At 69.4% G+C, this 26,662-nt stretch carries 28 protein-coding genes and 1 pseudogene; 6 read left to right on the top strand and 23 right to left on the bottom strand.

The features are described from left to right. Window positions 1-41: 41 nt before the first annotated feature. A complete protein-coding gene (locus tag E0E30_RS07010; protein WP_130865686.1) occupies window positions 42-617 on the bottom strand; it encodes a TetR/AcrR family transcriptional regulator C-terminal domain-containing protein in 576 nt (191 codons plus the stop codon). 158 nt (window positions 618-775) lie between these two features. On the opposite strand from E0E30_RS07010, the gene bioB reads away from it, so the two are divergent. Continuing rightward, window positions 776-1,864: a biotin synthase BioB gene (gene bioB, locus E0E30_RS07015; RefSeq protein ID WP_130865687.1), complete on the top strand. Its 1,089-nt coding sequence runs from the start codon at window positions 776-778 to the stop codon at window positions 1,862-1,864. Window positions 1,865-1,975: 111 nt separating this feature from the next. On the opposite strand, the gene pheT is transcribed toward bioB, so the two are convergent. The 8 genes from pheT to E0E30_RS07055 all read right to left on the bottom strand — a co-directional run bounded on the left by pheT (window position 1,976) and on the right by E0E30_RS07055 (window position 10,637). Next, window positions 1,976-4,525 (bottom strand): phenylalanine--tRNA ligase subunit beta, encoded by a 2,550-nt coding sequence (gene pheT / locus E0E30_RS07020; protein WP_130865688.1) that lies wholly within the window; start codon window positions 4,523-4,525, stop codon window positions 1,976-1,978. After that, window positions 4,522-5,631 carry a phenylalanine--tRNA ligase subunit alpha gene (pheS, locus tag E0E30_RS07025; RefSeq protein WP_130865689.1) on the bottom strand — a complete coding sequence of 370 codons (1,110 nt, stop codon included), beginning with the start codon at window positions 5,629-5,631 and terminating at the stop codon, window positions 4,522-4,524. The genes pheT and pheS overlap by 4 nt, the downstream gene beginning before the upstream one ends. A gap of 61 nt (window positions 5,632-5,692) precedes the next feature. Then, on the bottom strand, window positions 5,693-7,660 hold the full coding sequence (locus E0E30_RS07030) for a DUF2339 domain-containing protein (protein WP_130865690.1): 1,968 nt from the start codon (window positions 7,658-7,660) through the stop codon (window positions 5,693-5,695). 44 nt (window positions 7,661-7,704) lie between these two features. Next, a complete protein-coding gene (locus E0E30_RS07035) occupies window positions 7,705-8,511 on the bottom strand; it encodes a TrmH family RNA methyltransferase (protein ID WP_130866796.1) in 807 nt (268 codons plus the stop codon). Window positions 8,512-8,549: 38 nt separating this feature from the next. Beyond that, a complete protein-coding gene (gene rplT, locus E0E30_RS07040; protein ID WP_130865691.1) occupies window positions 8,550-8,921 on the bottom strand; it encodes a 50S ribosomal protein L20 in 372 nt (123 codons plus the stop codon). A gap of 74 nt (window positions 8,922-8,995) precedes the next feature. After that, entirely contained in the window at window positions 8,996-9,202 is a 207-nt protein-coding gene (gene rpmI, locus E0E30_RS07045) for a 50S ribosomal protein L35 (RefSeq protein ID WP_130865692.1), read from the bottom strand. A gap of 65 nt (window positions 9,203-9,267) precedes the next feature. Next, window positions 9,268-9,963: a translation initiation factor IF-3 gene (gene infC / locus E0E30_RS07050; protein WP_245306538.1), complete on the bottom strand. Its 696-nt coding sequence runs from the start codon at window positions 9,961-9,963 to the stop codon at window positions 9,268-9,270. A 260-nt stretch (window positions 9,964-10,223) separates the two neighbouring features. Then, complete coding sequence (locus E0E30_RS07055; RefSeq protein WP_245306660.1) at window positions 10,224-10,637, bottom strand: SseB family protein; 414 nt, start codon at window positions 10,635-10,637, stop codon at window positions 10,224-10,226. 112 nt (window positions 10,638-10,749) lie between these two features. Here E0E30_RS07055 and E0E30_RS07060 point away from each other — a divergent pair, with 112 nt between their 5' ends. After that, window positions 10,750-11,256 (top strand): hypothetical protein, encoded by a 507-nt coding sequence (locus tag E0E30_RS07060; RefSeq protein WP_130865694.1) that lies wholly within the window; start codon window positions 10,750-10,752, stop codon window positions 11,254-11,256. Window positions 11,257-11,395: 139 nt separating this feature from the next. Here E0E30_RS07060 and hisG read toward each other — a convergent pair whose 3' ends face one another. From hisG to E0E30_RS07080, 4 genes are read right to left on the bottom strand one after another with little or no spacing between them, the layout of a single operon-like run. Then, window positions 11,396-12,250 (bottom strand): ATP phosphoribosyltransferase, encoded by an 855-nt coding sequence (gene hisG / locus E0E30_RS07065; RefSeq protein WP_130865695.1) that lies wholly within the window; start codon window positions 12,248-12,250, stop codon window positions 11,396-11,398. Between the two features lie 7 nt (window positions 12,251-12,257). After that, window positions 12,258-12,524, bottom strand: a complete 267-nt coding sequence (locus E0E30_RS07070; RefSeq protein WP_130865696.1) for a phosphoribosyl-ATP diphosphatase — start codon at window positions 12,522-12,524, stop codon at window positions 12,258-12,260. 42 nt (window positions 12,525-12,566) lie between these two features. After that, a complete protein-coding gene (gene pnuC / locus E0E30_RS07075) occupies window positions 12,567-13,232 on the bottom strand; it encodes a nicotinamide riboside transporter PnuC (RefSeq protein WP_130865697.1) in 666 nt (221 codons plus the stop codon). Window positions 13,233-13,285: 53 nt separating this feature from the next. After that, entirely contained in the window at window positions 13,286-13,867 is a 582-nt protein-coding gene (locus tag E0E30_RS07080; RefSeq protein WP_130865698.1) for a DUF3090 family protein, read from the bottom strand. Window positions 13,868-13,973: 106 nt separating this feature from the next. On the opposite strand from E0E30_RS07080, the gene E0E30_RS07085 reads away from it, so the two are divergent. After that, window positions 13,974-14,933 (top strand): aldo/keto reductase, encoded by a 960-nt coding sequence (locus E0E30_RS07085; protein WP_130865699.1) that lies wholly within the window; start codon window positions 13,974-13,976, stop codon window positions 14,931-14,933. A gap of 61 nt (window positions 14,934-14,994) precedes the next feature. On the opposite strand, the gene E0E30_RS07090 is transcribed toward E0E30_RS07085, so the two are convergent. From E0E30_RS07090 to E0E30_RS07110, 5 genes are all read right to left on the bottom strand, one after another. Next, complete coding sequence (locus tag E0E30_RS07090) at window positions 14,995-16,287, bottom strand: citrate synthase (protein WP_130865700.1); 1,293 nt, start codon at window positions 16,285-16,287, stop codon at window positions 14,995-14,997. A gap of 1 nt (window position 16,288) precedes the next feature. Next, on the bottom strand, window positions 16,289-17,632 hold the full coding sequence (locus tag E0E30_RS07095) for a M20/M25/M40 family metallo-hydrolase (RefSeq protein ID WP_130865701.1): 1,344 nt from the start codon (window positions 17,630-17,632) through the stop codon (window positions 16,289-16,291). A 144-nt stretch (window positions 17,633-17,776) separates the two neighbouring features. Further along, entirely contained in the window at window positions 17,777-18,994 is a 1,218-nt protein-coding gene (locus E0E30_RS07100) for an integrase catalytic domain-containing protein (RefSeq protein ID WP_130865088.1), read from the bottom strand. Between the two features lie 396 nt (window positions 18,995-19,390). Beyond that, entirely contained in the window at window positions 19,391-19,807 is a 417-nt protein-coding gene (locus E0E30_RS07105; protein ID WP_130865702.1) for a hypothetical protein, read from the bottom strand. Between the two features lie 117 nt (window positions 19,808-19,924). Next, window positions 19,925-20,497, bottom strand: coding sequence for an RNA-guided endonuclease InsQ/TnpB family protein (locus tag E0E30_RS07110; RefSeq protein ID WP_130866398.1), 573 nt, complete (start codon window positions 20,495-20,497; stop codon window positions 19,925-19,927). Window positions 20,498-20,572: 75 nt separating this feature from the next. On the opposite strand from E0E30_RS07110, the gene E0E30_RS07115 reads away from it, so the two are divergent. Together E0E30_RS07115 and E0E30_RS07120 are read left to right on the top strand one after the other, a co-directional pair. Then, a protein-coding gene (locus E0E30_RS07115; protein WP_130865704.1) for an IS3 family transposase occupies window positions 20,573-21,816 on the top strand; the annotation gives its coding sequence in 2 pieces (ribosomal slippage) (window positions 20,573-20,858 and window positions 20,858-21,816; 1,245 coding nt in all). 4 nt (window positions 21,817-21,820) lie between these two features. After that, window positions 21,821-22,297, top strand: a pseudogene (locus E0E30_RS07120) (transposase); the annotation flags it as partial. Window positions 22,298-22,450: 153 nt separating this feature from the next. Here E0E30_RS07120 and E0E30_RS07130 read toward each other — a convergent pair. From E0E30_RS07130 to E0E30_RS07150, 5 genes are read right to left on the bottom strand one after another with little or no spacing between them, the layout of a single operon-like run. Continuing rightward, window positions 22,451-22,696 (bottom strand): ribbon-helix-helix domain-containing protein, encoded by a 246-nt coding sequence (locus E0E30_RS07130; RefSeq protein ID WP_130865705.1) that lies wholly within the window; start codon window positions 22,694-22,696, stop codon window positions 22,451-22,453. A 47-nt stretch (window positions 22,697-22,743) separates the two neighbouring features. Continuing rightward, entirely contained in the window at window positions 22,744-23,580 is an 837-nt protein-coding gene (mutM, locus tag E0E30_RS07135; RefSeq protein WP_130865706.1) for a bifunctional DNA-formamidopyrimidine glycosylase/DNA-(apurinic or apyrimidinic site) lyase, read from the bottom strand. After that, window positions 23,573-24,277 carry a ribonuclease III gene (gene rnc, locus E0E30_RS07140; protein ID WP_130865707.1) on the bottom strand — a complete coding sequence of 235 codons (705 nt, stop codon included), beginning with the start codon at window positions 24,275-24,277 and terminating at the stop codon, window positions 23,573-23,575. Before rnc ends, mutM begins: the two co-directional genes overlap by 8 nt. Window positions 24,278-24,296: 19 nt before the next feature. Continuing rightward, a complete protein-coding gene (gene rpmF, locus E0E30_RS07145; RefSeq protein ID WP_130865708.1) occupies window positions 24,297-24,488 on the bottom strand; it encodes a 50S ribosomal protein L32 in 192 nt (63 codons plus the stop codon). Window positions 24,489-24,531: 43 nt separating this feature from the next. Continuing rightward, entirely contained in the window at window positions 24,532-25,080 is a 549-nt protein-coding gene (locus E0E30_RS07150; protein ID WP_130865709.1) for a YceD family protein, read from the bottom strand. Window positions 25,081-25,302: 222 nt separating this feature from the next. Here E0E30_RS07150 and E0E30_RS07155 point away from each other — a divergent pair, with 222 nt between their 5' ends. Beyond that, on the top strand, window positions 25,303-26,604 hold the full coding sequence (locus E0E30_RS07155; protein WP_130865710.1) for an ABC transporter substrate-binding protein: 1,302 nt from the start codon (window positions 25,303-25,305) through the stop codon (window positions 26,602-26,604). Window positions 26,605-26,662: the final 58 nt, after the last annotated feature.

The raw sequence follows: 26,662 nt of genomic DNA on the forward strand, positions 1-26,662 counted from the left end.
TCTTATGCATAACTATGCATTACGGTGCGGCTCGACGCAACTCACGTCGAGGTCCTCGTCGCGGCGATGCCGCCCACGAGCATGGCCACGCCGCGCTCGAAGTCGTCGCGTTCCTCGATCGGATCGAAGGACCCGATGACGTGGAGCTCGAAGAGCTGGCGGCGGGTCTGTTCGTCCATGACGTGACCGAGGACCAGGTGCAGGAGCGCTCGAGAAGCCGACTCGACGACCCGCTCGTCCAGTCCGTGCGACCTGAGGAACTCGCGCAGCCGCCCGGTGGGATCGACCTCACCGAGCCCGACCGACACCGTCGAGGAGACGAGCTCGGCGCCGTCGCGGTGGGACAGGAGGACCTTCCGCAGGGTCCGGGCCCACTCCATGAGGCCGGTGACGACGTCCGTGCCGTCGGTCGGGACCGTGGCCGGACCCTCGGGGCCACCGAGGATCTCGTCGCCGACTGCCGCCAGGAGGGTCTGCTTGTTGGCCACGTGCCAGTACAGCGCCCCGGCCTTGACACCGAGCCGATCGGCCACCCGGCGCATGGACAGGTCGGCCAGGCCGTAGGCGTCGAGGATCCCCAGGCCGGCGTCGACGACATCATCGCGGGTCAGTGGCACCTCGCGTCCTCCTTCGGCCTCTCCCCCGGCTCCCGGGTCGCCGTGGCACGGACGACCCCCCGCTCGCGGCCCCGATCCCCTTGCCGGATCCCGGTGCGGTACATTGAACACCGTTCATTTGAACATCGTTCAACGACGCGGCGCCACGAGGAGCACCCATGAATCTAGCCGACATGACTGCACGAGGCCTCCGCGGCCAGTCGATCACCCGCGAGGAGGCCCTGGAGATCCTCCACAGCGACGACTCCGAGCTCATGGGCATCCTCGCCGCCGCCGGCCAGGTGCGACGCCATTTCTTCGCCAACCGCGTACGTCTCAACTATCTCGTCAACCTCAAGAGCGGGCTGTGCCCCGAGGACTGCTCCTACTGCTCGCAGCGCCTCAGCTCCCAGGCGAACATCATGAAGTACTCGTGGGCCGACCCACAGACCGTCCACGACGCCGTCGAGGCCGGCATCGCCGGAGGAGCTCGTCGGGTGTGCATGGTGGCCTCCGGGCACGGGCCGTCGAACCGCGACGTCGACCGGGTCAACGGGATGGTCCGCGACCTCAAGGCCGACCACCCCGATGTCGAGGTGTGCGTCTGCCTGGGATTCGTCGACAAGGACAAGGCCGAGTCGATCAAGGAGGCCGGGGCCGACGCCTACAACCACAACGCCAACACGGCCCGGAGCAACTACCGGGACATCTGCACCACCCACACCTACGAGGAGCGGATGGACACCGTCGACGTCCTCAAGGAGGCCGGCCTGTCGCCGTGCTCGGGGATCATCGTCGGCATGGGTGAGACCGACGAGGAACTCGTCGACGTCCTCTTCGACCTTCGCGAGCACCGCGTCGACTCGGTGCCGGTGAACTTCCTCCTGCCCTTCGAGGGCACTCCCCTGGGCGGCAAGCACACGACCGACCACCTCACCCCGCGGCACTGCCTGCGCGTGCTCGCCATGACGCGGTTCATCCATCCCGACGCGGAGGTCCGTTCGGCCGCCGGACGCGAGGTGCACATCCGCACCCTTCAGCCGCTCATCCTCGAGGTGGCCAACTCGATCTTCCTCGGCGACTACCTCACCAGTGAGGGCGCGGCCGGGTCGAGCGACCTCACGATGATCGAGGACGCCGGGTTCGTCCTCGAGGGGGGCCAAGGTGAGGCGGTCCCGGTCTCGTCCCTGCGTCACGAGACGGTGCACGAGCCGCACATCGACATCCGTCACCGTGGGATCGGGTCGAAGGAGCCGGTCAACGCCTGACCGCGGCTCCTTCCCCACCCCTCCCGAGGTCCCGACGAACGAGGCCCAGCCGTCCGACCCCATCGGTCGGAGGGCTGGGCCTCATTGGTCGACGCTGCCCGAGAGCTCCGTTCAGGATCTCAGCTCGGCCCCACACCGGCTCGCGGCCTCGGCCACCGCGGCGTCCCGGGCCTGGGCGGCCTCGGCGTCGGTGAGGGTCCGGTCGGCGGCACGCAACCGCAGGCTGAAGGCCAAGGACTTGCGCCCGGACCCGACCTGCTCGCCGACGTAGACGTCGAAGAGTTCGACCGACTCGAGCAGCTCGCCACCGCCGTCGACGAGGGCCTGGCGCACGGCGGCCTCCGGCACCGTCTCGTCGACGACGAGCGCGACGTCCTCCTTGGCCACCGGGAAGCTCGACAGGGCGCGGATCTGGCCACCGTGGGGGGCGGCCTCGACCAGGGCGTCGAGGTCGAGTTCGACGGCACAGGTCCGTGCGGGCAGTCCGGCGGTGCGGCAGACGCTGGGGTGGAGCTCACCGGCATGGCCGATGAGCTGGCCCGCGACGACGAGCGCCGCACACCGTCCGGGGTGCCAGGGCGCCACGGCATCAGCCCGACGCTCGAGCCGCAGCCCGACGGCCTCGGCGGCCTCCTGGGCCAGGAGCACGGCGTGGGTCCAGTCGGCCTTGACCGGCTGCCCGTCCCACCGCGCCGGCAGCCAGTTGCCGCAGAGGATGCCGGCGAGCATCCGTGGCTGGACCGGCAGGGCGGCGGCGATCCGGGCGAGCTCGGCGTCACTGGGCCGACCCTCGACCGAGGGCCGCGGGGCGCGGGCTGGCTCACCGGCGCGGAAGACCGCTCCGGTCTCGAAGAGGGCCAGGTCCTCCTGGGAGCGCGAGAGGTTCCGGGCGACGGCCTCGACGAGGCCCGGCAGCAGGGTGGTGCGCAGGTAGGGGTGGGTGTCGTCGAGCGGATTGGCCAGGCGCACCGTGGCGTGGCGCGGGTCGTCGGCGCCGATCCCCAGGGTGTCGAGATCGGCGTCGCTCATGAAGGGCAGCGAGATGACCTCGACGAAACCGGCCGCGGCGACCGCGTGGGTCACCTCACGGCGTCCGCGCTGGGCGTCGGTGAGTCCCGCTCCCCCGGTGCTGGGCGGCAGGACCGAACCGATGGTGTCGAAGCCCAGTTTGCGTCCGATCTCCTCGACGTAGTCGTAGGGGTCGACGAGGTCTGGACGCCAGGTCGGCGGCACGAGGGTGAGGCTGTCGCCCAGGGCGGTGACGTCGACCCCGGACCGGGTGAGGATGTCGATGACCTGCTCGGTGCTCACCGGCTGGCCGAGGATGACCTGGGGCAGGTCGGCGCGGATCGTCTGGCGGGGCATGGGATCGACCCCACCGACGATGGTCGGCGTGCCGATCGTCGCGTGACCGTACGTCGCGAGCAGTTCGGCCGCCCGCACCACGGCGGTGTGGGCGCAGACAGGGTCGACGCCGCGCTCGAACCGTCGTGAGGCCTCCGATCCGAGCTTGTGACGCCGGTAGGAGCGGGCCACCGTCGTCCCGTCGAAGTGGGCGCCCTCGAGGATGATGGAGGTGGACTCGGCGGTCATCTCGGTGGATGCGCCGCCCATGACGCCGGCCAGGCCGATGGGGCCCGAGTCGTCGGCGATGACGAGGTCGTCCGGGTCGAGGGTGCGCTCGGTGCCGTCGAGGGTGGTGAGCCTCTCCCCGGCGACGGCCTTGCGCACGACGATGGCGCCACGGACCGTGTCGGCGTCGTAGGCGTGCAGCGGCTGGCCGGACTCGAGCATGACGTAGTTGGTGACGTCGACCGCCAGGTTGATCGGCCGCATCCCGGCGCGGGTGATGCGGTCGGCGATGAACCGAGGGGTCGGTGCGGCAGGGTCCAGGCCGGTCACCGGGAGGGCGACGAACCTCGAGCAGGCGTCCGACTCGAGACGCACGGCGACGGGGCCCTCGACGGGCTCGTCCGCAGATCCCTCGGTGGCACGCCCCTCGACGGCCGGAGCTGCGTACCGGTCCTCGGCGTGGATGCCGAGCACCTGACCCACCTCGCGGGCGATGCCGCGCATCGACATGCAGTAGCCGATGTCGGGGGTGACGTCGACCTCGAGGACGTCCTCGGGGATGCCCAGGACGTCGCGAGCGTCCTGGCCCGGCACGAGGGCGTGGCCGTCGACGGAGACGGGCAGGACGATGATGCCGGTGTGGTCCTCACCGATGCCGAGTTCGTCGGCGGCGCAGATCATGCCGTCGGACATGTGACCGTAGGTGCGCCGCGCCGAGATCTCGAACCCCCCGGGCAGGACGGCTCCGGGCAGCGACACGACGACGAGATCACCGGGGGCGAAGTTGTGCGCACCGCAGACGATGCCGCGTCCCTCGACCCCCTCCTCGACGTTCTTGGGGTGGCCCTGGGCGTTGAGGGCGGGGCCGACGTCGACCCGGCACCAGTTGATGGTCTTGCCGTTCTTCTGCGGCTCGGGCTGCATCGACAGCACCCGGCCGACGACGACCGGCCCGGTGACCTCGGCACCGATGTGCTCGACCCGCTCGACGGCGGCGGTGTGCTCGGTGAGGGCGCGGGCGACATCGTCGGTCGCCGTGCCCTCGGGCAGCGCGACGAGCTCGCGCAGCCAGTTCATGGGGACCTTCATCGTGCTCCTCCCAGCAGGGACCGGCTGAAGCGGACGTCGCCCTCGACGAAACCGCGCATGTCCGGGGCGTTGTTGCGGAACATGACGGTGCGGTCGATGCCCATGCCGAAGGCGAATCCGGAGAACTCGTCGGTGTCGACGCCGCAGGCCGTGAGCACCCGCGGGTTGACGATGCCGCAACCGCCCCACTCGATCCAGCCCTCGGACCTGCACGTGCGGCAGGGGTGCTCCGGGTCTGCCACGGAGGCTCCGTGGCAGACGAAGCACTCGAGATCGACCTCGGCGCTGGGCTCGGTGAAGGGGAAGTAGTGCGGACGGAAGCGCGTGCGCACGTCACCGAACATGGCGCGGGCGAAGGCGTCGAGGGTGCCCTTGAGATGGGCCATGGTCACGCCCCGGTCGACGTAGAGGCCCTCGATCTGGTGGAAGACAGGCAGGTGGGTGGCGTCGTACTCGTCGGCACGGAAGACCTTGCCGGGGCTGATGATGCGCACCGGCGGGCGCTTGGACAGGAGGGTGTGGATCTGCACCGGGCTGGTGGCGGTGCGCATGCACTTGCCGTCCGAGACCGGGTCGAGCCACAGGGTGTCCTGGAGCGCGCGCGCAGGGTGGTCCGTGCCGAGGTTGAGGGCGTCGAAGTTGAACCACTCCGACTCGGCCTCGGGCCCCTCGGCGATCTCCCAGCCCATCGAGACGAAGACGTCGGAGGCCTTCTCGATGAGGGCGGTGAGGGGGTGCATGGCGCCGCGGGGGTGGGCGACGACCGGAAGGGTGACGTCGACCCGCTCGGCGACGAGGGCGGCCTCGAGCTCGGCTGCGGCGAGCTCCTCGTGCCGCGCGGCCAGGGCCTGGTTGACGCGGCCGCGGGCCGACCCGATCCGCTTGCCGGCGTCCTTGCGCGCCTGGGGAGGAAGGGCACCGATCTCGCGGTTGGCCAGGGCCAGCGGGGAGCGGTCACCGGTGTGGGCGATCCGCACCGCCTTGAGCTCGGCCGTCGTCGTGGCACCCTCGATCGCGGCGAGCGCCTCGGCGACGCGGGCCTCGACCCGGGCCTCGTCGAGTGCGCTCACCTGCACCGGGTCGTAGTTGGTGTTGGGCCCGCTCATGGGCCTCCCCCCTGACTTCGTCGCGTCCTGCCGGGCCGGTGCCCCGGTCCGGCTCGCCAGTCTAGTGGTCCGGCCGGTGTGGTCCCCCACCCTTCCGCTCCCCGGCCGGCTCGTCGCCGTCCGCGGGGGTCTCGAGGGACTTCGACCAGACGACGGCCAGGGCGAGCAGCAGCGCACCGACGAGAAGGAAGACGACGACGCGGACGAGCCCGTCCAGGCCGATGAGGTCGACGAGGACGAGCTTGATGATGACCGCCCCGAGCAGCCAGTAACCGCCGATGCGTCGGGTGCGCGAGGAGTCGTCACGCCCACGGGAGCGCACGAGCATCGTCGCGATGGCGAGCGCGGCCAGCACCGTCGTCAGGCCCCCTGCGAGCACCCGGCCGTCCTCGGCGGGGTGGGTGCCGGTGATCCGGGAGAACGCGCGGACGAGGTCGTACATCGGGCCCCCGAGCAGGACGCAGCCGACCGCGACCGCCGCCACGGTCCACCCGGATCGACTCGTCTGTGAGGTCACCCAGCAGCGGCCCACCGAGACGAGGGCCCAGACGACGGTGGCCGTGGCCAGGGTTCCGGCGACCAGCTGGAGCAGGAGTGCCGACAGGGTCTGGTCCGGCGCCGGGGACCACGAGTTGAAGAGCCGTCCCAGGGCGATGCCGAGGCAGGGCACCGCGGCCACGAGGGCGACGACGAGGATCGAGGGATGGCGCTGGATGTGGTATTGGGCGAGCGTGACGAGCCCTAGGAGCGCCACCATGACCCCGGTGACGGGGCCGTCGGACAGGACGTTGATGCCCGCCATGACGAGCAGGACACCACTGGCGCTGCTGAGGATCCCGTGGACCTCGTGCCGGCCGCGCAGCCAGGCGGGCACGCTGCCCTGGACGAGGGCCACGACGCCCACCGCCACGGCGAGGACACCGCTGGCCGTGGAGTCACGGACCATCGCGAGCAGGAGCAGGGCCAGCGAGGTGACCGGCACGCACAGGGCGTGCCACAGCTGCGTCTCGCGATCCGGGTCCGGCGCTCCCCCGTGCCATCTGGCCATGAGGGCGACGCCACGCGGCAGTACCCACCAGTCCAGCAGCGGCAGGACGGCCAGCACCGTGCCGCCGACGAGGGCGGCGTCCCACACCTGGTGGTCCGTCCCGGGCGTCGTCGCCAGGGTGACCAGGTACAGGGCGGCGGGCACGATGCGCGCTGCCAGGACCGGCCACCACCCGGGGCGCCACGAGGCCGGGACGGTGACGACGACGAGCACGAGGACGAGGATGACTCCGGTGCGGACGGAGTCGTTGCACACCACGGGAACCATGACGAGGGCCCCGGCAGCGGCGATGGTGCCGACGATCTGCGACCGCCATGCCCAGGCGACCGCCAGCCCTGCCATGGCGATGAGGGCACCGATGGCCCCGGCGACCGGCACGACCAGGCCCAGCACCATGGCCATGGCCGCGACGTCGAGGTAGGCCACGGCGACCGTGGTTCCCAGGAGGGCGACGGACGCGCCGTTGCCACCGCTCTGGCGGCGCACGAGGACCGCCGTGACGGCCAGGACGATGGCCAGGACCGCCCCGACGCCCACCTGGATGAGACGTCCGGTGTGACCGTACTGGCCGGCCAGGACGAAGAGCAGGGTCGAACCGACGATGAGGACGAGGCCGCCGGCGATGCCGAGCAGATGGGCGCCATTGATCTCGCGTCGGGGGCGAGGCCCGGTGGCTGACCGGTAGTCGCCCGGCGGTGGTGTCCACGCCGGCGGCGGCCAGGGTTGCGGGGCTCCGACCGGACGCTGCGGGGCAACCGGAACCGCCTGCCCCTGCCACCCGGCCCCCGCCTGAGGTTGTCCGGACGGCGTCCGGGCGGGGCCGCCAGCTGCCGATGTCGGCCGGACCGGCGGATGCATCCATGGCTGCGCCACGGGACGCCCGACGACCGCCTCGAGGGCCTGGACCCGGGCACGCAGGTCCCGCACCTCCTCCTCGAGAAGGTCACGGTCCGTGGCGTCAGGCGAAGGGCGGTCGACCATGGGGACATGCTAGGGGCCCCGATGTCACCGGACCCGGGAGGCCCTCAGGACCGCTGGGCGCTGGCGGTCGCGTACAGGCAGACGGCGGCGGCCGTCGAGAGGTTGAGGGACTCGGCCGCACCCCACATGGGGACGCCGACGACGTCGTCGGCCAGGGACCGTTCGGCCTCGGGCAGTCCCCAGGCCTCGTTGCCCATGATCCAGGCGGTCGGCCCGGTGAGGCGCCCCGTCCGGCCCAGCTCGTCGAGGCTCGACCCGCCGCCGTCAGCGGCCAGCACCTGCATCCCGTGCCCGTGGGCCCAGCTGACGGCGTCCTCGAGCTCGACGCCGACGATGACCGGAAGGTGGAAGACCGACCCGACCGAGGAACGGACGGTCTTGGGGTTGTGCGGATCGACCGACCCGCGGGTGAGGATGACGGCGTCGGCCCCGAAGGCATCGGCGCACCGGATGACGGTGCCGGCGTTGCCGGGGTCGCGCACCTGGGCGCAGATGACGACGAGCCACGGCTGGGCGATGTCCGGCAGGTCGTCGCTGGCGACCTGCTGGCAGACGGCGAAGAGCCCTTGGCTCGTCACGGTCTCCGAGAGGGCCTCGACCTCGTCCGGCCCGAGCACGGCCGTGCGCGCCCCCCTTGCTCTGGCGGCGTCGAGGTGCACGGCGTCGCGGACCGGATCACAGGTCGCCACCAGGGTGACCCGCCCCGGCCAGGCCAGCGCCTCGCGCACCGCCTGGGCACCCTCGACGAGGAAGAGGCCGGACTCCTCACGACCCCGTCGCGACAGCAGCCGACGGGCCGAACGCAGGCTCCCCTTGGAGATGGGGAGCGGTGCATCCGGCCCGTCGGTCATGTCGGTGCGATCCACGGGGTCGTCAGTCCACGCGATCGTCAGGCAGCCGCGTTCTCGGGCTGGTGGTCCTTGGCCACGGCGACGAGCTGCGCGAAGGTCTGGGCGTCGTTGACGGCCAGGTCGGCGAGGATCTTGCGGTCGACCTCGACACCGGCGTTCTTGAGCCCGTTGATGAACCGGTTGTAGGTCATGCCCTCGGCACGGGCGGCGGCGTTGATCCGCTGGATCCACAGGGCCCGGAAGTCACCCTTCTTGGCGCGACGGTCGCGGAAGGAGTAGGTGCCCGAGTGCAGGATCTGCTCGTGGGCCTTGCGGTACAGGCGCGACCGCTGACCGCGGTAGCCGGAGGCCTGCTCGAGGACGGAACGACGCTTCTTCTTGGCGTTCACAGAACGCTTGACGCGTGCCATGGTGATCTCCTTGTGTCTGCCGGTCCCGGCTCGTCATCCGGGATCGGGGAAGTGGGGTGGGGTTCGGGTGGGGGTCAGCGTCCGGCGCGGCCGGCGAGCAGCTTCTTGATCTTGTTCGCGGGGCCGGTGGCCAGGGTCGACTCACCGGTGAGACGGCGGGTGCGACGCGAGGACTTGTGCTCGTTGAGGTGACGCTTGCCGGCGCGGTTGTGCGCGACCTTCCCGGATCCGGTCACCTTGAAACGCTTCTTGGTGCCCGAGTGGCTCTTCATCTTCGGCATGGTGGCTCCAATCGTGGTCATGCGGATCGCCGATCCGCGTGAGGGTGGTTCTGACCCTGTCGGGATCAGAGGTCGATGTCGGGGTCCATGTTGTCGGCGGGCCCCTTCTTCTTCTTGGTCTGACCGGAGGCGGCCGCGCGCTGCTTGGCCTCGTACTCGCGGTCGGCCTCGGCATCGGCGGCGCGCTGGGCGGCCTTGCGGTCGCGCTCGGCGCGCTGGTCGGCGCGGGCCTCGGTCTTCTTGCGGGTCGGGGCCAGGATCATGAGCATGTTCCGGCCCTCCTGCTTCGGCGGGGACTCGACCGTCGCGTACTCCTGCACGTCGTCGGCCAGACGCCGCAGCAGGTTGACGCCGAGCTCGGGCCGGGACTGCTCACGGCCGCGGAACATGATGGTGATCTTGACCTTGTCGCCGCCGCGCAGGAAGCGCACGACGTGACCCTTCTTCGTCTCGTAGTCGTGGTCGTCGATCTTCGGTCGGAGCTTCATCTCCTTGATGACCGTGTTCGTCTGGTTGCGACGCGACTCACGAGCCTTCTGGGCGGCCTCGTACTTGAACTTGCCGTAGTCCATGAGCTTGACGACGGGCGGACGCGCCTGGGGCGCCACCTCCACCAGGTCGAGGTCGTGCTCACGGGCCAGCTGCATGGCCTGCTCGACGCGCACGATGCCGACCTGTTCGCCGTTCGGCCCGACAAGGCGCACCTCGGGAACTCGGATCCGCTCGTTGATGCGGGGTTCAGTACTGATGGGTCCTCCCAATGTCTCGTCATCATCGACCTGGACGACAAAGGCTCCCGTGAGCACACGGGAGCCTGACGCACGACGAGGACCGGCCGGCGGCGCACGCCGACGGCGGACACACCGGACGAACCGGCGTCTCGACGAACCCGGCGAACGACATTCGCCCAGGTGGGAGGTCAGGCCTCCGCTTCACGGACCACCCTGGCGGGCAGGTCACCCGGCAATGATAGGTGATCGGCCCGGGATGGCCAAACGCGGGATGGCCCGACACACCCGGTTCAGGTCGCCGCCGAGGGCCCAGGCGCCTCGACGAGGCTGAGCCAGGCGAACCCGTCGCCGGTGCGCACCAGACGACGTCCCTCCTCCAGTGGGCCGAGCAGCTCCGGGCCGAGGACCACCGGGGTGGGACCGGCGACGTCGAGCAGGAGGACGTCCGCCCCGGCCTCGGTGACGGTCGCGGCCAGGTCGTCGAGGTGGCCGGGAACGGGCCGGGCCCGGGCGTCCCAGGCGGTGAGGGAGTCGATTCCGGTGAAGGCGAGCAGCGCCGTCCTTCCCTGGGCGTTGGTGAGCTTGACGGCGCCGAGCTCCCGCCCCTCGCCCATGACGGGCATGAAGAACCTCGCCGTGCACAGGGCGACGACGGCATCGAGATAGGCCTCCCGCGGATCGTCGGCGTCCCGGGTGGCGGCCATGGCGGCCCGGACCGCCGGATCGGGGGCGCCGAGGTCGGCGTGGGCGTCGGGGTCGAGGAGGCTTGGCACGAGGTCAGCGTAGAGGTCGGTCCCGGTGTGGAACAGTTGTCCCATGGACGAAACGACCATCGTCGTCATCGTGACGATCATCCTCGCCGGGCTCCCTCTGGTGTGGGCCATCGCCGGTTGGGCCGGACGACGCTCCTGGCGAGCGGTGCTCCGCGGCCTCGGGCTGGCACTCGTGCCCATCGGGCTGCTGCTCACCGGCCTCATGCGCCTGCTCGTGCGTGCGGTGCGTCTCGTCGTCGACTGGTTCGCCGGCACCGCGATGACGACGATGATCTGGACCGGTATCGGTCTGGCCGTCGTCGGGGCGCTCGTGTGGTTCCTCGCCGGGTTCATGACCCCGGTCACCTCCGCTGTCGCCCGGGAGCGCAGGGCGGCGCGCGCCGCCTCCCCCGGGCAGGAGGTGACCACCGGGCCCGCACGGCCGACCCAGGGGACGGCCACGTCGACCTCGTCGACCCGCAAGGGCCGGACCGGCCGGGCCGACAGGGCGGGGTTCACCGAGGAGGACCGCGAACTCGAGCGGATCCTCAAGGAGCGCGGGATCGACTGACTCGGGATCGACTGAAGCGCGACCGACTGGGGCGCACGGGGCCGTCGGATGCCCCGGAACCGACGGCCCCGAGGCGATGGCCTCATGGCTGACAGCCCCCAGGCCGTAGCCTCAGAGCCGTAGTCTCAGGGCCGCAGCCTCAGAGCCGACAGGCCGACAGCTCGGTCGAGATGATGGCACGAGCTCCGGCGTCCCACAGGTCGTCCATGAGCGACTGCACCTGGCCACGAGGGACCATGGCCCGTACCGCGAACCATCCCTCGCGGGCCAGCGGAGAGATGGTCGGTGCCTCGAGCCCCGGGGTGAGTGCGGTGGCGGCGTCGAGCCGGTCGGCGGGCACGTCGTAGTCGAGCATGACGTAGCCACGAGCCACCTGGACGCCGCTGATCCGCTGGAGGAAGTGCTCGAAGGTCGAGCCCCCGGCGAAGTCTCCGCGCTGGATGAGCACCGCCTCGGACTCGAGGATGATCTCGCCGAAGATGCTCAGACCCGCCTTGCGCAGGGTCGTCCCGGTCTCGACGACGTCGGCGATGGCGTCGGCCACCCCGAGCTGGATGGACGACTCGACGGCCCCGTCGAGCTCGACGATCCGTGCCTGCACGCCGCGCTCGGCCAGGTGGGCACCGAGGAGGGTCGGGTACGAGGTCGCCAGTCGCCGTCCGGCCAGGGATGCGAGGTCACGAGGGCCGTCGTCCGGGCCGGCGAAGCGGAACTTCGAGCGTCCGAAACCGAGTCCCCTCACCTCGACGGCCGGGGCACCGGAGTCCAGGAGGAGATCACGCCCGGTGATGCCCAGGTCGAGGGTTCCCTCACCGACGTAGACGGCGATGTCGCGGGGACGCAGATAGAAGAACTCGACGCCGTTGTCCTCGTCGCGCAGCGTGAGGTCCTTGCGGTCGGAGCGCTGACGGTAGCCGGCCTCGAGGAGGAGCTCGGCCGAGGCCTCCGACAGGGCGCCCTTGTTGGGCAGGGCGATGCGCAGCAGATCGGTCATCATCGCCTCACAGGTACTGGTAGACGTCGTCGAGCGTCAGCCCGAGGTGGATCATGAGCACCTGGAGGTGGTACAGCTCCTGGCTGATCTCCTCGGCGGTGCGCTCCCGGCCCTCGTACTCGGCGGCCATCCACACCTCGGAGGCCTCCTCGACGATCTTCTTGCCGATGAAATGGACGCCGCGGTCGAGCTCGGCGACGGTGCCGGACCCTTCCGGGCGGTCCTGCGCCTTGGCCGAGAGCTCCGCGAACAGCTCCTCGAATGTCTTGCTCACGGGCACACCATAGCGGCACCGGGTCTGCCGCCTGGTGGAAGCTCAGTGGGCGGGACCCTCGGTGCGCTGGGCCCTCCACCAGGTGAGGAACCCGTAGGCGCAGAACAACCCGTAGAAGATGTACAGCAGGGCGCTCGGGTAGTAGTGGGCACTGAGCAGCAGGGGGACGCCGACGATGTCGACGGCGATCCACACGAACCAGAACTCGTTCCATCCCTTGGCCATGCCGTAGGTGGCCAGGATCGAACCGGTGAGGATCCACGCGTCCGACAGCGGGCCCCACGAACCGAGGGCGCGCAGGACGACGTCGAAGACGACGAGCATGACGACGGCCGCGACCAGGCCGACGATCCGCTCCCGCCCGGTGGCCCAGCGCGGGTGGACGGCGACCTGGGAAGCGCCGTTGTTGCGTCGGGTGGCCGCCCACACGACCCAGCCGTAGGCCGAGGTGAGGAGGAAGAACACCTGACGTCCGGCCTGGCCCCACAGGTCGAGGTCCTGCGGGGTGTGGAAGACACCTCCGAGGAAGACGGTGAAGAGGATGACGTTGCCGACGATCCCGACCGGCCACGCCCAGATGCGGCGTCGTGCCCCACCCAGGGCGGAGGCCAGGCCGAAGAGGTTGCCGACGATCTCGCGGTAGAGGATCGGCTTGCCCAAGCCGACGTCGAGCTGGGCGTTGAGCAGTCCGGTCAGCAGGTCACCCACGGCGGTCTCGTCTCAGTGTCATGGTCGGTCGACTCGTCGGCCAGGGTCGGCGGTCACAGGAACAGCGGTCGACGATACCCGTTCGCGCGCGGGCAGATGTGACCGCCCGGGTTGATCGGTTGGGCGCAGAAGGGGCACACCGGTCGACCGGCGCGCAGCACCGTCCTCGCCCGGGCCGCGAACTGGCGAGCCTGAGTCGGCGACAGACGGACGTCGACGGCGTCCGGGGAGTCGTCGGCACCATGGGCCAGGAGGAACTGGGGGTCGGTGACCATGGCCTGGTCGTCACCCAGGGCGAAGAGCTCGATCTGGACCCGATCGGCGGCCGAGTCCCACGACAGGGCCATGGTGCCGACGGTGAACTCCTCGGTCATGGGCAGCTCGAGGGGGCGGTCGTCGTCAGCCTCGTCGAGCCGGGGCGGGATGACGACACCTCCGTCAGACAGTCGTGCCAGCTCGTCGAGGATGCGGTCGAGGTGATCGACGAGCACCGAGACCTGGTCCTTGTGGCATCGCACGGTGACGAGGTTGTTGCCCTGGCGGACCTGGAGGAAGAAGGTGCGATCACCCGGGACGCCCACGGTGCCGACGACGAAGCGGTCGGGTCGGTGGAACCGATGGGTGAGCCGGGTCATGGCCCTCACCTTAGTGCCGCAGGTGGGCGCCGGGTCGTCGACGACGCCCGTGGCCGCACGGGGCCATTAGGGTGGCGGGGACAGCACACCATCGAGGAGACCAGCCATGGAGACGAGAACCGTCGGGGCCAGCGGGCTCGAGGTGTCCCGCCTGGGACTGGGGACGCTCACCTGGGGCACCCGGACCGACGCCCAGGAGGCCCGAGGGCTCGTCCGCGACTTCGTCGAGGCCGGCGGAACCCTCGTCGACACCGCGCCCGCGTACGGGTCGGGCATGGCCGAGGAACTCCTCGGCAGACTCATCCACACCGACCTGCGCCGCGACGACGTCGTCCTGGCCACCAAGGGTGGGTTCACCCTGCGCGGCGGCCACCGCGTCGTCGACACCTCCCGCACGGCGTTGTTGCGCGATCTCGAGGGGTCGTTGCGGCGTCTGCACACCGACCACGTCGACCTGTGGCAGGTGCATGCGTGGGGACATGCCCCCATCGAGGAGACCTGCGAGGCCCTCGACCGCGCGGTGCGTGCCGGCATGGCGCGCTACGTCGGGGTCTCGAACTTCGTCGGCTGGCAGAGCGCCACCGCGGCGACCTGGCAGGAGACGATCGGATCGCGCAGCCCACTGGTGAGCAACCAGGTGGAGTACTCCCTCCTGGCCCGGCGCGCCGAGATCGAGGTCGCCCCGGCCGCCCGCCATCATCGGATGGGGTTGCTGGCCTGGTCGGCCCTGGGACGCGGGGTGCTGGCCGGCCGGTACCGCACGGGGGTGCCACGGGACTCGAGGGCCGGGTCGCAGGCCCTGTCGTGGTTCGTCCAGCCCTACCTCACGCCGAAGTCGCGCGCGGTCGTCGAGGCCGTGGCGCGGGCCGGCGACGGGCTGTCCATGACGACGGCCCAGGTGGCGCTGTGCTGGGTGCGCGACGCGCCGGGGGTCAGTGCGGCCCTCGTCGGTCCCCGGACCCGGCACCAGTTGGCCGAACTGCTGGCAGCCGAATCCCTCGCGCTGCCAGCAGAGATCACCCGGGCGCTCGACGACATCACCGGCGGGCCGAACATCTCCCGCTGATCGCGCCGACCGGGTCGCCGGCGGGTCCGCGGGGTGGCCGACCGCGCCTCATCGTGGCAGGTCAGGCCTGGGCACGACGCAGCTCGCGCGGCACCCAGGTGGCGTCGGGTCGCCCGACGTAGAGCTGACGGGGCCGTGCGATGCGCGTCGTCGGGTCGTCGAACTGCTCCTTCCAGTGGGCGATCCACCCGGGCATGCGACCGATCGCGAACATGACGGTGAACATGTTGAGCGGGATGCCCAGGGCACGCAGGATGATGCCGGAGTAGAAATCGACGTTGGGGTACAGGCGCCGCTCGATGAAGTAGTCGTCCGACAGGACGGTGGCCTCGAGCTCACGGGCGATCTCCAGCAACGGATCGGGCCGGTTCATCGAGTCGAGCAGGGGTCCGACGACACCCCGCAGGATGCGCGCCCGGGGGTCCCAGTTGCGGTAGACGCGGTGCCCGAACCCGGCGATGCGGTCCTTGCCGTCCTTGACCCGGGCGACGTACTGGGACGGCGTCAGTCCGGAGGCGGCGATCCGCTCGAGCTGACGGACGGCGTTGACGTTCGCGCCGCCGTGTCGGTCGCCCCACAGCGCGCACACCCCGGCCGAGCAGGAGGCGAAGAGGTTGGCCCCCGAGGAGCCGACGACGCGGACCGTCGAGGTGGAGCAGTTCTGTCCGTGGTCGGCGTGCAGGACGAGGAAGAGGTTGAGCGCCCGGGCGGCGATGTCATCGGGCTCGTAGAGCCGGTAGGGCACCGAGAACATCATGTGCATGAAGTTCTCGACGTACTTGAGGTCGTAGCGCGGGTACACGGCCGGCTCGCCGATCGACGCCTTGTAGGAGGCCGCGGCGATGGTGCGCACCTTCGACATGAGCTTGGCGGCGGCGTCGGCGAAGGAGGCGTCATCGGTGATCCGCGGTCGATCATGGGTGCTCATCGCGTTGATCATCGACGACATGATCGCCATGGGGTGGCTGTTGGGCGGGAAGGCGTTGAAGTGCAGGTCCATGTTGCGGTGCAGCGGCGAGTACTCGGTGAGGAGCTCGGCGAAACGGTCCCGTTCGGCCTGGGTCGGCAGATGGCCGGAGATGAGGAGCATGGCGGTCTCGACGAAGGAGACCTTGTTCTCGGCGAAGGTCTCGATGGGGATGCCGCGATAGAGCAGTCGGCCCTTGTCTCCGTCGATCCACGAGATGGCCGAGCGGCACGAGGCGGTGTTGGCGAAGGAGGGGTCGAGGGTCGTCACGCCGGTCTGCTCACGCAGGGTCGAGATGTCGATGACGCGGTCGCCGGTGGGCCCGGTGAGGATCGGCAGCTCGATCCGGTGGCCGTCGATGGTGAGGGTGCAGGTGTCCTGGGTCATGTCATGCCTCCGCGAGGATGTGGTCGACGACGCGTGCACCGAACCGCAGCGAGTCGAGCGGCACCCGCTCGTCGACGCCGTGGAACAGCGAGATGAAGTCGAGATCGGCCGGCAGTCGCAGCGGTGTGCAGCCGTAGCAGTCGATGTGTCGGCCGTCGGGCAGGTCGGAGAACCCCTTGGCGTCGGTGCCGGCGCTGTTGAGGAAGGGCAGGACGACGGCGCCGGGGTCCTCGGCGCCGATGGCCCGCTTGATGGCCTCGACCGCGGACCCTTCGAAGGGGGCCTCGGCCGAGGGCTTGCGCGAGATCGTCTCGAACTCGATGCCCTCGCCGGCAAAGGACCTGATGGTGCTCACCATCTCGTCCTCGTGGCCGGGAATGAACCGCGCGTCGAGTTCGGCGCTGGCTCGGGTGGGGATGACATTGGCCTTGTACCCGGCGCGCAGCACGGTGGGGCTGACGTTGTGCGAGGAGCAGGCGGCGACCATGCGTGCCAGCGGCCCCAGCGGCGCGAGGGATCCCTCGAGGTCGTCGGGGTCGATGGTGATGCCCCACAGCCGGCTCACGGTCGCCAGGAACTCCTCCTGCACCGGATGGTGCAGGTCGGGCCAGGGGTGTGCGCCGATGCGCTCGAGGGCGTCGACGAGGTGGACGACGGCATTGTCCCGGTTGCGCATGGACCCGTGGCCGGCCGTTCCGGTGGCGGTCATCCGGAACCACCACAGGCCCTTCTCGGCGGACTGGACGACGTAGGCCCGGGAGCCCGAAGGGGTGGCGATGGAGAACCCTCCGACCTCGCTGATGGCCTCGGTGACGCCGTCGAAGACCTCCGGGTGGTGCTCGCCGAGCCAGGTGGAGCCCAGGGTGCCCGAGCCCTCCTCGTCGGCGAAGAGGATGAACCGGATGGGACGCGACGGCACCTCCCCCCGACGGTGCCGGGCACGAACGGCCGACAGCACCATGGCGAGGAAGCCCTTCATGTCGAGGGTGCCCCTCCCCCACAGGAAGCCGTCCTTGATCTGGCCGCCGAAGGGATCGACGCTCCAGTCCTCGGCCGCAGCGGGGACGACGTCGGAGTGGCCGTGCAGCAGGAGGAAGGGTCGGGACCGGTCCGTCCCCTCCGGGACCCAGTCGGCGACGAGGCACGGGCGTCCCTCGACGGCCTCGTACCTCGCCGACACGACGCCGATCTCCTCGAGCAGGGTCGCCACGACGTCGGTGACCTCCGCCTCCCCCCGAGCGCCGTCCGGTCCGAAATTCGACGAGTCGATCCGCACGAGTCGCCGACAGATGTCGACGACCTCGGCATCGGGTGCGTCGAGCGGGGCGAGGGCAGCGTCATCCATGGGTTGATTCTGTCATCGAGGGGTGTTGGCGGCCTCGGGAGAATCGCTCTGCGGATGCCCTTGCCGCTGATCGTCTTGCCTCATGTCAAGATGTCCGGATGAGCGCAGCGCTTGCCTCAGCTGAAATGTCCGGATGGAGATGAGTCAGGCGGCGGGTTGGTCGGTCTGGGTGCGACGTTCGGCTAGGCGGATGAGCTGGTTCTGGATGTCGGTGATCCGCCGGGCCAGATCGGCGGGGGTGAGCCTGTCGTGCTCGGCTGCCAGGCGGGCCCGTGTGGCGGGGTCCAGGACACGGGAGTCGACCAGCCGCTGGTAAGGGGTCTTGGGCTTGTCGTAGACCCGCTTCTTGCGCCCCGCGGAGGTGGTGGTCCAGCCGATGGCCTTGACGCAGGGCAGTAGGTGGTTCTTGCGGGCCATCACCAGGGGCCACAATTGGTTGAGCAGCTGAAGCTCGGTTGCGGTCTCGTAGCGGTATCTGAAGGCGTGGCGGCGGACCCAGTCGCCGTTGCGCTGCTCGACGTGGGCGTTGTCGTTCTTCTTGTAGGGCCGCGAGCGGGACATCGCGATGTCGTGGCCCTTCGCCCAGTCGATGAGGCCCCAGTTGATGAACTCCGACCCGTTGTCGACGTGGACCTCCGCCACGGGCACGGGCATCTGGTCGACGATCCGGTCCATGCCGGCCCCGATGTGGACGAATGCCTTGTTCTTGACCGTGGTCAGGACCGTGTAGCCGGAGACGGGCAGGGTGGCCGACAAGGTCCACAGGAATTCCCCGACCAGGGTGTGGCCGCAGTGGGCCACGGTGTCGACCTCTACCAGCCCGGGATCGGTGATCGGCCCGTCCAGGCTGGTGCGCAGGGGCACCGCGGCACGCAGGATGTGAGGGGCGGGTCGGGTGGCTGACAGGCCGGCGGCCGGGTAGGCGGCGTCCTTGAAGGGTTTCAGGTACCTGTCGATGGTGGCCGCCGACATGGAGCGCAGTTCGGTCAGCACCGCGGGGGTGGCCCGGCGGGTGACTTTCCCGAACTCCTTGAAGCGTTCCAGCCTGTTCAGGGTGTCGTCCATCACGGGGGCCAGGTACTTCCCGGAGGGCTGACCCGTCACGCTCCACACGTGCTGGAGGACCTTCACGGCGTCGTAGGAGTACTTGCGGGGCCGGGGCCGGCGCTTCTGCTGGGACGCGGCACCTTTCCGCGTCAGGGCTGCCCGGATCGCGCGGCGGGCGTGGTCACGGGTCCAGCCTGTGGTGGCGGTCAGGGAGTCCAGCAGCACCGACTTGTCCTTCTTCGATGCGGCCCGGTACTGGTGGGCGTACTTCTTGGTGATCTCACGGCGTGCGGCCATCGACAGCTCCCGATCCATGGCCCGGGCCTACACCGTCAGTACGCGGACATCCTCATCTGAGGCACGTGCTGCCGCATCCGGACCTTTTACGTGAGTCTCGTCGNCGTACTTCTTGGTGATCTCACGGCGTGCGGCCATCGACAGCTCCCGATCCATGGCCCGGGCCTACACCGTCAGTACGCGGACATCCTCATCTGAGGCACGTGCTGCCGCATCCGGACCTTTTACGTGAGTCTCGTCGTCCTCTTGCGCTCAAGGCAGCCGATGCCCTATACTGAAGGTCAGGAAAAACGGAGTGGGAGTCTGCGGATAGCCCACACGGCCCCCGGTGGATTGTCCAGCGTATCGCGGACCGAGGCCGGGGGATCCTTATGTCTAGGCTCCGGGCACTGCTGCCGCGACGAGCACTCACCATCACAGGCCCCGTCCGTTCCGGCGCGACGGGTCCTGCTGCCGCCGGACGTCCGGCCGGCGCACGGGTTCACCGCCGGGTCCTGCGATGGGCGTCCGTCGGGCGGCCGCGGACTGGCGGACGGCCCGGCCTTGAGCGATGGCGGCCGCGGCGGCCGCACGCTGGCGGGCCTGACGGTCAAGGGTCTGCTGGGCCTGGGTGGCGGCGGACTGGCGGACGTCCGGTCGGCGCACGGGTTCACCGGCGGGTCCTGCGATGGGCGTGCGGCGGGCGGCCGCACGCTGGCGGACGGCCCGGCCTTGAGCGATGGCGGCCTCGACGGCCGCACGCTGGCGGGCCTGAGGGTCAAGGGTCTGCTGGGCCTGGGTGGCGGCGGTCCGCACGTCAGAGAGTTCGGCTCGCAGACTGTGGACGTCCACGACCGGGTCGTGCGGCAGAGCCGCCCGGCCCTGGGACGGCGCCGGAAGCGCCTGGTCGGGGCTCTCATGGCTGATGGATTCATTGCCGTCCCGTTGCGAGTGAGTGATCTTTGGTGGTCACTCTGTTCGCACCCCGTCGTTGCCGGCGGGGACTCCGCTCGGGGCGGTTGACGCTTCGTCGCCTGCTGCCGCCGGGGCCCGAAGGCTGGCGGTCTTCTGCGTGGCTCCACGTCCAGTCGCCGGGGTACTCCCGGCCAGGCCTTGTCGGGCCAGGTTGATCGCGGCGTTCAGGTCGCGATCGAGCGACGTCCTGCAGGAGGGGTTGTCGCAGTGGTAGGTCCGTTCGGCGAGGGTCAGCTTGGTTTTCACGTGGCCACAGGTCGAGCAGGTTTTGGACGACGGGTAGAACCGGTCGACCATGATCAGGGTGCCGCCCTCGCGGGCGGTCTTGTACTCGGCGTCGGAACGGGTGCGGGCGAGAGCGGCACGAGCGATGCTGTGGTTCAGTCCTCGCTTGTAGGCGCCGCCTCGGGTCATCATGCCGGCGACGGACAGGTTCTCCACCACGACGGTCTCGAAGTGAATCGGCCTGGGTTTCGTTCCGTTCTTGAAGCAAGGATGGAACACGATGAACCAGAAGTACTCTCCCGAGATGCGCGAGCGCGCGCTGCGGATGCTCGATGAGGCCAAGGCCTCTGGTGAGCACTCGAATCTGANTGAATCGGCCTGGGTTTCGTTCCGTTCTTGAAGCAAGGATGGAACACGATGAACCAGAAGTACTCTCCCGAGATGCGCGAGCGCGCGCTGCGGATGCTCGATGAGGCCAAGGCCTCTGGTGAGCACTCGAATTTGATGTCCGCCGTGCGGCATGTTGCGGGGCTCCTCGGGATGAGCGCGGAGACGCTGCGGGTGTGGCATCGCCGCCGCGAGGTCGACGCCGGCGCGAAGCCCGGTGTCCCGAGCGATGTCGCTGAGGAGAACAAGCGCCTGCGCCGCGAGGTGGCCGAGTTGCGGAAGGCGAATGAGATCCTCAAGGCTGCGAGCGTGTTTGTCGCGAAGGAGCTCGACCGGCCCTGACCGGGATGATCCGCTTCATCGACGAGTATCGAGAGCGGTTCGGGGTCGAGCTCATCTGCCGGACGCTGCGCCCGGCAGTGCAGGGATTCATCACGTCCCGCGGGTATCGCGCCGCGAAGACCCGCGTAGCCTCCGCCCGGCAGCTGCGCGACGAGCTGCTGGTGCCCGAGGTCGCCAGGCTGCATGCGCAGAACTACGGCGTCTACGGGCGGCGGAAGATGCATGCTCTCCTGAAACGGCAGGGGTGGGGCATCGGCCGCGACCAGACCGAGCGCCTCATGCGCCTCGCGGGAGTGCGTGGGGTTCGCAAGTCGAAGAAGGTGTTCACGACCAGGCCGGACAAGGCGCAGGCCCTACCGCGGGACCTCGTCCAGCGGCGGTTCCGTGCGGACGCGCCGCGCCGACTCTGGGTTGCAGACATCACGTATGTGGCCACCTGGGCGGGCTTCGCATACGTCGCGTTCGTCACCGACGTCTATTCACGTCGGATCGTGGGCTGGAACGTCGCGGCGACGCTGCGCGCGGAGGTGCTGCCGCTGCAAGCGCTGGACATGGCCGCCTGGGGCGCGGACGGCCCGCTGGACGGGCTGATCCATCACGCCGATCACGGCTCGAACTACATGTCGATGGTCTACACCGACCGGGTCGTCGAGCTTGGCGCAACACCCTCGACGGGAACCGTCGGGGACTCGTATGACAACGCCCTCGCCGAGGCGGTCAACAACCTCTACAAGACCGAGCTGATCCGCCAGCGCGGCCCCTGGAGGACCGTCGAGCAGGTCGAGCTCGCGACGCTCGAATGGGTGTGGTGGTGGAACCATCAACGCCTGCACGGCGAACTCGGCATGCGCACCCCGATCGAGATCGAGGACGCGTACTACGCTGACCTCGAATCAGGCCTCCCGGCGACCGCCGGACAGGGAAACCGATAGGAACGAAACCCAGGCCGATTCANGGGGCCGGGCGGGCGACCCCCTGTTCGGGGTCAGGCTGACCCTGCACACGGGCCGGGACCTGCTCACCGACCGGCAGGCCGCCCGCCTGGAACAGGTGTTCGCCGCCGACGCCCACGCCCCGGTCCAGGTCACCTGGGCGGTCTACCAGGAGATCGTGGCCGCCTACCGCGCCGAGGGCAGACGCATCATGGCCCACCTCATCGACGCGATCGCCACCAAAGTCCCGAAGGCCCTGCCCGAAGTCACCACTCTGGGCCACACCCTGAAGAAGCGGGCCGACGACATCCTGGCCTACTTCGACCACCCCGGGACCTCGAACGGGCCCAGTGAAGCCATCAACGGCAGACTCGAACACCTCCGCGGCATCGCCCTGGGATTCCGCAACCTCACCCACTACATCACCAGATCACTCCTGGAGACCGGAGGATTCAGACCCCGACTACACCCTGGATCCTGAAGAGCCNGTGAAGCCATCAACGGCAGACTCGAACACCTCCGCGGCATCGCCCTGGGATTCCGCAACCTCACCCACTACATCACCAGATCACTCCTGGAGACCGGAGGATTCAGACCCCGACTACACCCTGGATCCTGAAGAGCCGGTGAAGCTTCATGCCGCGAACGCAGCCAAGGCCTGCCGAAGCACTTCGGACCGCGACAGTTTGCCCGCCTCAGCAATGGCGTCCAGTGCCGCAAGCTCAGCTGCCGTCAGGCGCACGGCCACGACCTGCATGGGCTCAGCACCACGGCCCGGGCGACCGCGCCCGCGCTTCTTCAGCAGTTCTGCGTCGTAGCCAGCCTCAGCCTCGTCCACCCACGCCTGAATCTGATCGTCGGTAACCTCGTTCCCGTTCATGGGAATGTCGTAAACGAAAACACCAGACAGAGGAGGACTCCACGATATCAGCGCAGCCGCTGGCACCGCGGACACCGGAACGAACTACGGTTCGTGAACTGCTCACGTACCATCGCCGTCCCGCATCGCAGACAGGGCTGGCCCTCGCGCCCGTAGGCGTTGAGCGACCGCCCGAAGTACCCCGAACTCCCGTTGACGTTGACGTACAGACGGTCGAACGACGTCCCGCCCTGGTCCAGGGCCTCGGCCATGACGTCGCGCGCCGTCGTCCAGACCGCGACGGCCCGTCGTTGCGACAGGGACGCGGTCGGCGTCTCGGGATGCAGTCGTGCCCGCCACAGCGTCTCGTCGGCGTAGATGTTGCCGATGCCCGAGACGAGGGTCTGGTCGAGCATGGCCCGCTTGAGGCCGGTCCGCCGGCCACGCAGCCGACGGGCGGCGTCGACGGCGTCGAAGAGGGGATCGAACGGGTCGCGAGCGATGTGGGTGATCTCCCGCGGCAGTACCGCTCCGCCGGGGCTCACCGACAGCCCACCGAACATCCGCTGATCGACGAAACGCAGCTGCCGTCCGTCATCGAGATCGACGAGCACCCGGGCGTGGGGCTGCAACACCGTCCCGATGCCGTCGACCCGGAACTGTCCGCTCATCCCCAGGTGCGCCAACAGGGCGTCACCCGAGTCGAGGACGAACCACAGGTACTTGCCACGCCGGGCGACGCCGTCGACGACCCGGCCCTCGAGCTCGGCGACGAAGGACGCCGCCCCGGCCTCGTGGCGCCGGATCGACCGGGGATGCAGCACCTCGACACCCTCGATGCGCCGCCCGACCACGTGCTCGACGAGACCTCGCCGAACCGTCTCGACCTCGGGCAGCTCAGGCACGGGTGAGTTCGCGAACCGCCAGATGCGCAGCGCCCTGCTCGGCTTCCTTCTTGTTGTGGCCGGTGAACCCGGTGTGGTCGACGCCGTCGATGACGGCGTGCGCCTCGTAGCGCCGGTCGTGGTCGGGACCGGACCCGACGATGCGATACTCCGGCCCCTCGAGGCCTTGGTCGGCGCACAGTTCCTGGAGCACCGTCTTCCAGTCGGTACCGGCTCCGGTGCGCTCGGCCTCGTCGACCAAGGGGTCGAAGAGGCGATGGACGACCGACAGCGCCGCCGGGAGCCCGCTGGACAGCTCGACCGCACCGAGCAGGGCCTCGGTGGTGTCGGCGAGGATCGAGGTCTTGTCGTGGCCTCCGGTGAGTTCCTCGCCCTTGCCCAACTTGATGTGCGGCCCGATGCCCAGGCCCCGAGCGACGTCGCCCAGGGACACCGTGCTCACGACGGCGGCACGGAGCTTGGCGAGCCGACCCTCGTGGAGGTCCGGGTAGGCCCGGTAGAGGTAGTCGGTGACGCCCACCTCGAGGACGGCGTCCCCGAGGAACTCCAACCGCTCGTTGGTGGGGATGCCACCGTTCTCGAAGGCGTACGACCGGTGCGTCAGGGCGAGCGCAAGGAGCTGGGGGTCGATCTCGACCTCCAGCTCCTCGAGCAGGGCCAGGAAGGGCCAGGTCTCGGCGGGCGCCTCGGCGCTCATCGGTGCCCTCCCACGTTCATCAGGCCTGGGTCACCTGACGCAGGTTGCTGCGCGACCCGTACTGCCCGCAGTCGGGGCAGGCGGTGTGCGGCAGGTGCTTGGCACGGCAGGCCGGGTTGGCGCAGGTGACGAGGGCAGGGGCGACCGCCTTCCACTGCGAACGACGGTGCCGGGTGTTGGCGCGGGACATCTTCCGCTTCGGGACAGCCACGATCTTCTCCTTGGTACTCGGTGTGTCTGGACTTCTGAAGGGCTCAGGACTCCGTGGGGCCGAACTCCTGGAGTGCAGCCCATCGGGGGTCGATCCGGTCCCCGTGGTCGTGGTCGGGATCGTCATTGAGGTTGACGCCGCAGTCCGGGCACAGGCCCAGGCAGTCCGGCTGACACAGCGGGTTGAACGGCAGGTTCAACACGACGGCGTCACGCAGGACGGGGTCGAGATCGACGGTGTCGTCGTCCCCGACCCGCAGCACGTCCTCCTCGGCCTCCCTGTCGGGATAGAAGTACAGCTCCTGAAGATCGAAGGCGCGATGGCCCTCGATCGGCGTCAGGCAGCGGGAGCACTCCCCCTCCAGGACGACCTCGGCGGTCCCGGTCACGAGGATCCCCTCGACCACCGACTCCAGACGGAGATCGATGTCGATCGACGAGCCCTCGGGAACAGCGATCATGTCCACACCGAGATCCGCCGGAGCGGGGAGCGAGCGTTGCACCCGGATCATCTGGCCCGCCTGACGACGCAGAGCGCTGGTCTCCACGTGGAGATCGGCGGATGCGTCCGGGCGGCGATGGTTGGTGTTCATCGCAGGAATCCCTTCGACCGGTGGAACACGACGAGGTCATGACCGACGTGCAACTCTACCTTGGCCTGCGCCGGGCGCCAAACCCTCGGAGGCCTCGGTCACCGACCCAAGCGTGTTCTTGACGACGCCACCCCCCTGCGATACTTTCACTAAAGCGTATTAGTACGCTGCTACGGCAGAACGACAACGGGTGTCGAAAGACACGTCTTCAAGGGAGAAGCCATGATGAACCCCACCATTGGACGCCGCCAGCTCCTCGGCGGCACCGGCGCACTCGCGACGCTGCTCACCCTCGGCGCCTGTGGCGTCAGCGGGAGCGGGACCGGATCGTCCTCGACGCAGGCCAGCGTCGACACCTCCGGCAAGCTCGAGGGCTCGATCCAGTTCCAGACCTGGTCGCTCAAGAACGAGAAGTTCACCCCCTACTTCGAGAAGCTCATCAAGGACTTCCAGACCAAGCACCCCGGCACGTCGATCAAGTGGCTCGACCAGCCCGGCGACGGCTACGAGGAGAAGGTCCAGCAGCAGGCCGCCGCCGGCCAGCTGCCCGACGTCGTCAACCTCCCGCAGACCTTCGCCTACCAGCTCGCCGGCGCCAGCCAGCTCATGGACCTCAAGAAGGCCGACGCGAAGGCCATCGACCTCTACACGACCGGCGGCATCGAGTCGTACACCTTCGACGGCATCGAGGGGACCTACGGCTACCCGTGGTACCTCGGCACCGACCTCAACTGGTGGAACACCAAGGCCTTCACCGACTACGGACTCGATCCGAACAAGCTCCCGACGACCCTCGACGAGCTCTTCGACCAGGCCCTCACCATGGCCAAGAACTCCAAGGGCAAGATGCCGCTCATCTCGTCCATGCCCGATTTCCCGCAGATGGGCGTGACGATGTTCCAGGACGGCAAGTTCGTCTTCAACTCCGAGGACGGCGTCGAGCTTCTCCAGCGCTACGTCGACCTGTACAAGGCCAAGGCCATGCCCCCGGAGATCCTCCAGAACACCTACCTGGGCAACTCCCAGCTGTTCATCCAGGGCAAGGTCGCGTGGACCACCGGCTCGGCCTCCTTCCCGGTCGACCTCAAGAAGGGCAACCCGACCCTCTTCAAGCAGGTCACCATGACCAAGCGCATCGGCAACCCGCCGCTGTTCGTCCAGGGTCTCTCGGTCTCCGCCAAGACGAAGAACCCGGCCCTGGCCCTGGCCTTCGCCCAGTTCGCGACGAACAACGAGAACCAGGTCGCTTTCGTCAAGCTCGCCCAGGGATTCCTCCCCGGCACCAAGGAGGGCAACGAGAACCCGTCGTCGTTCACCTCGACGATCGAGGATCCCGACATGAAGAAGGCTGCCGAACTGCTCGCCGACGAGATGAAGACGGCCAAGGCCGGCCCCGTCCAGCTCACCGACGCCATGACCAAGTACCTGGGTCAGCAGATGGCCTCGGCCATGCGCGGCGACGTCACCGCCAAGCAGGCCCTTGACAAGGCCGCCGACTACTGCAACAAGAACCTCAAGAAGTGAGTGATCGGGTGGGGCCGTCGTGCGCGGCCCCACCCTTCCCCCTCACCCCCGGTGCCAN

It is taken from the genome of Acidipropionibacterium timonense, from assembly GCF_900605005.1.
Lineage (GTDB): Bacteria > Actinomycetota > Actinomycetes > Propionibacteriales > Propionibacteriaceae > Cutibacterium > Cutibacterium timonense.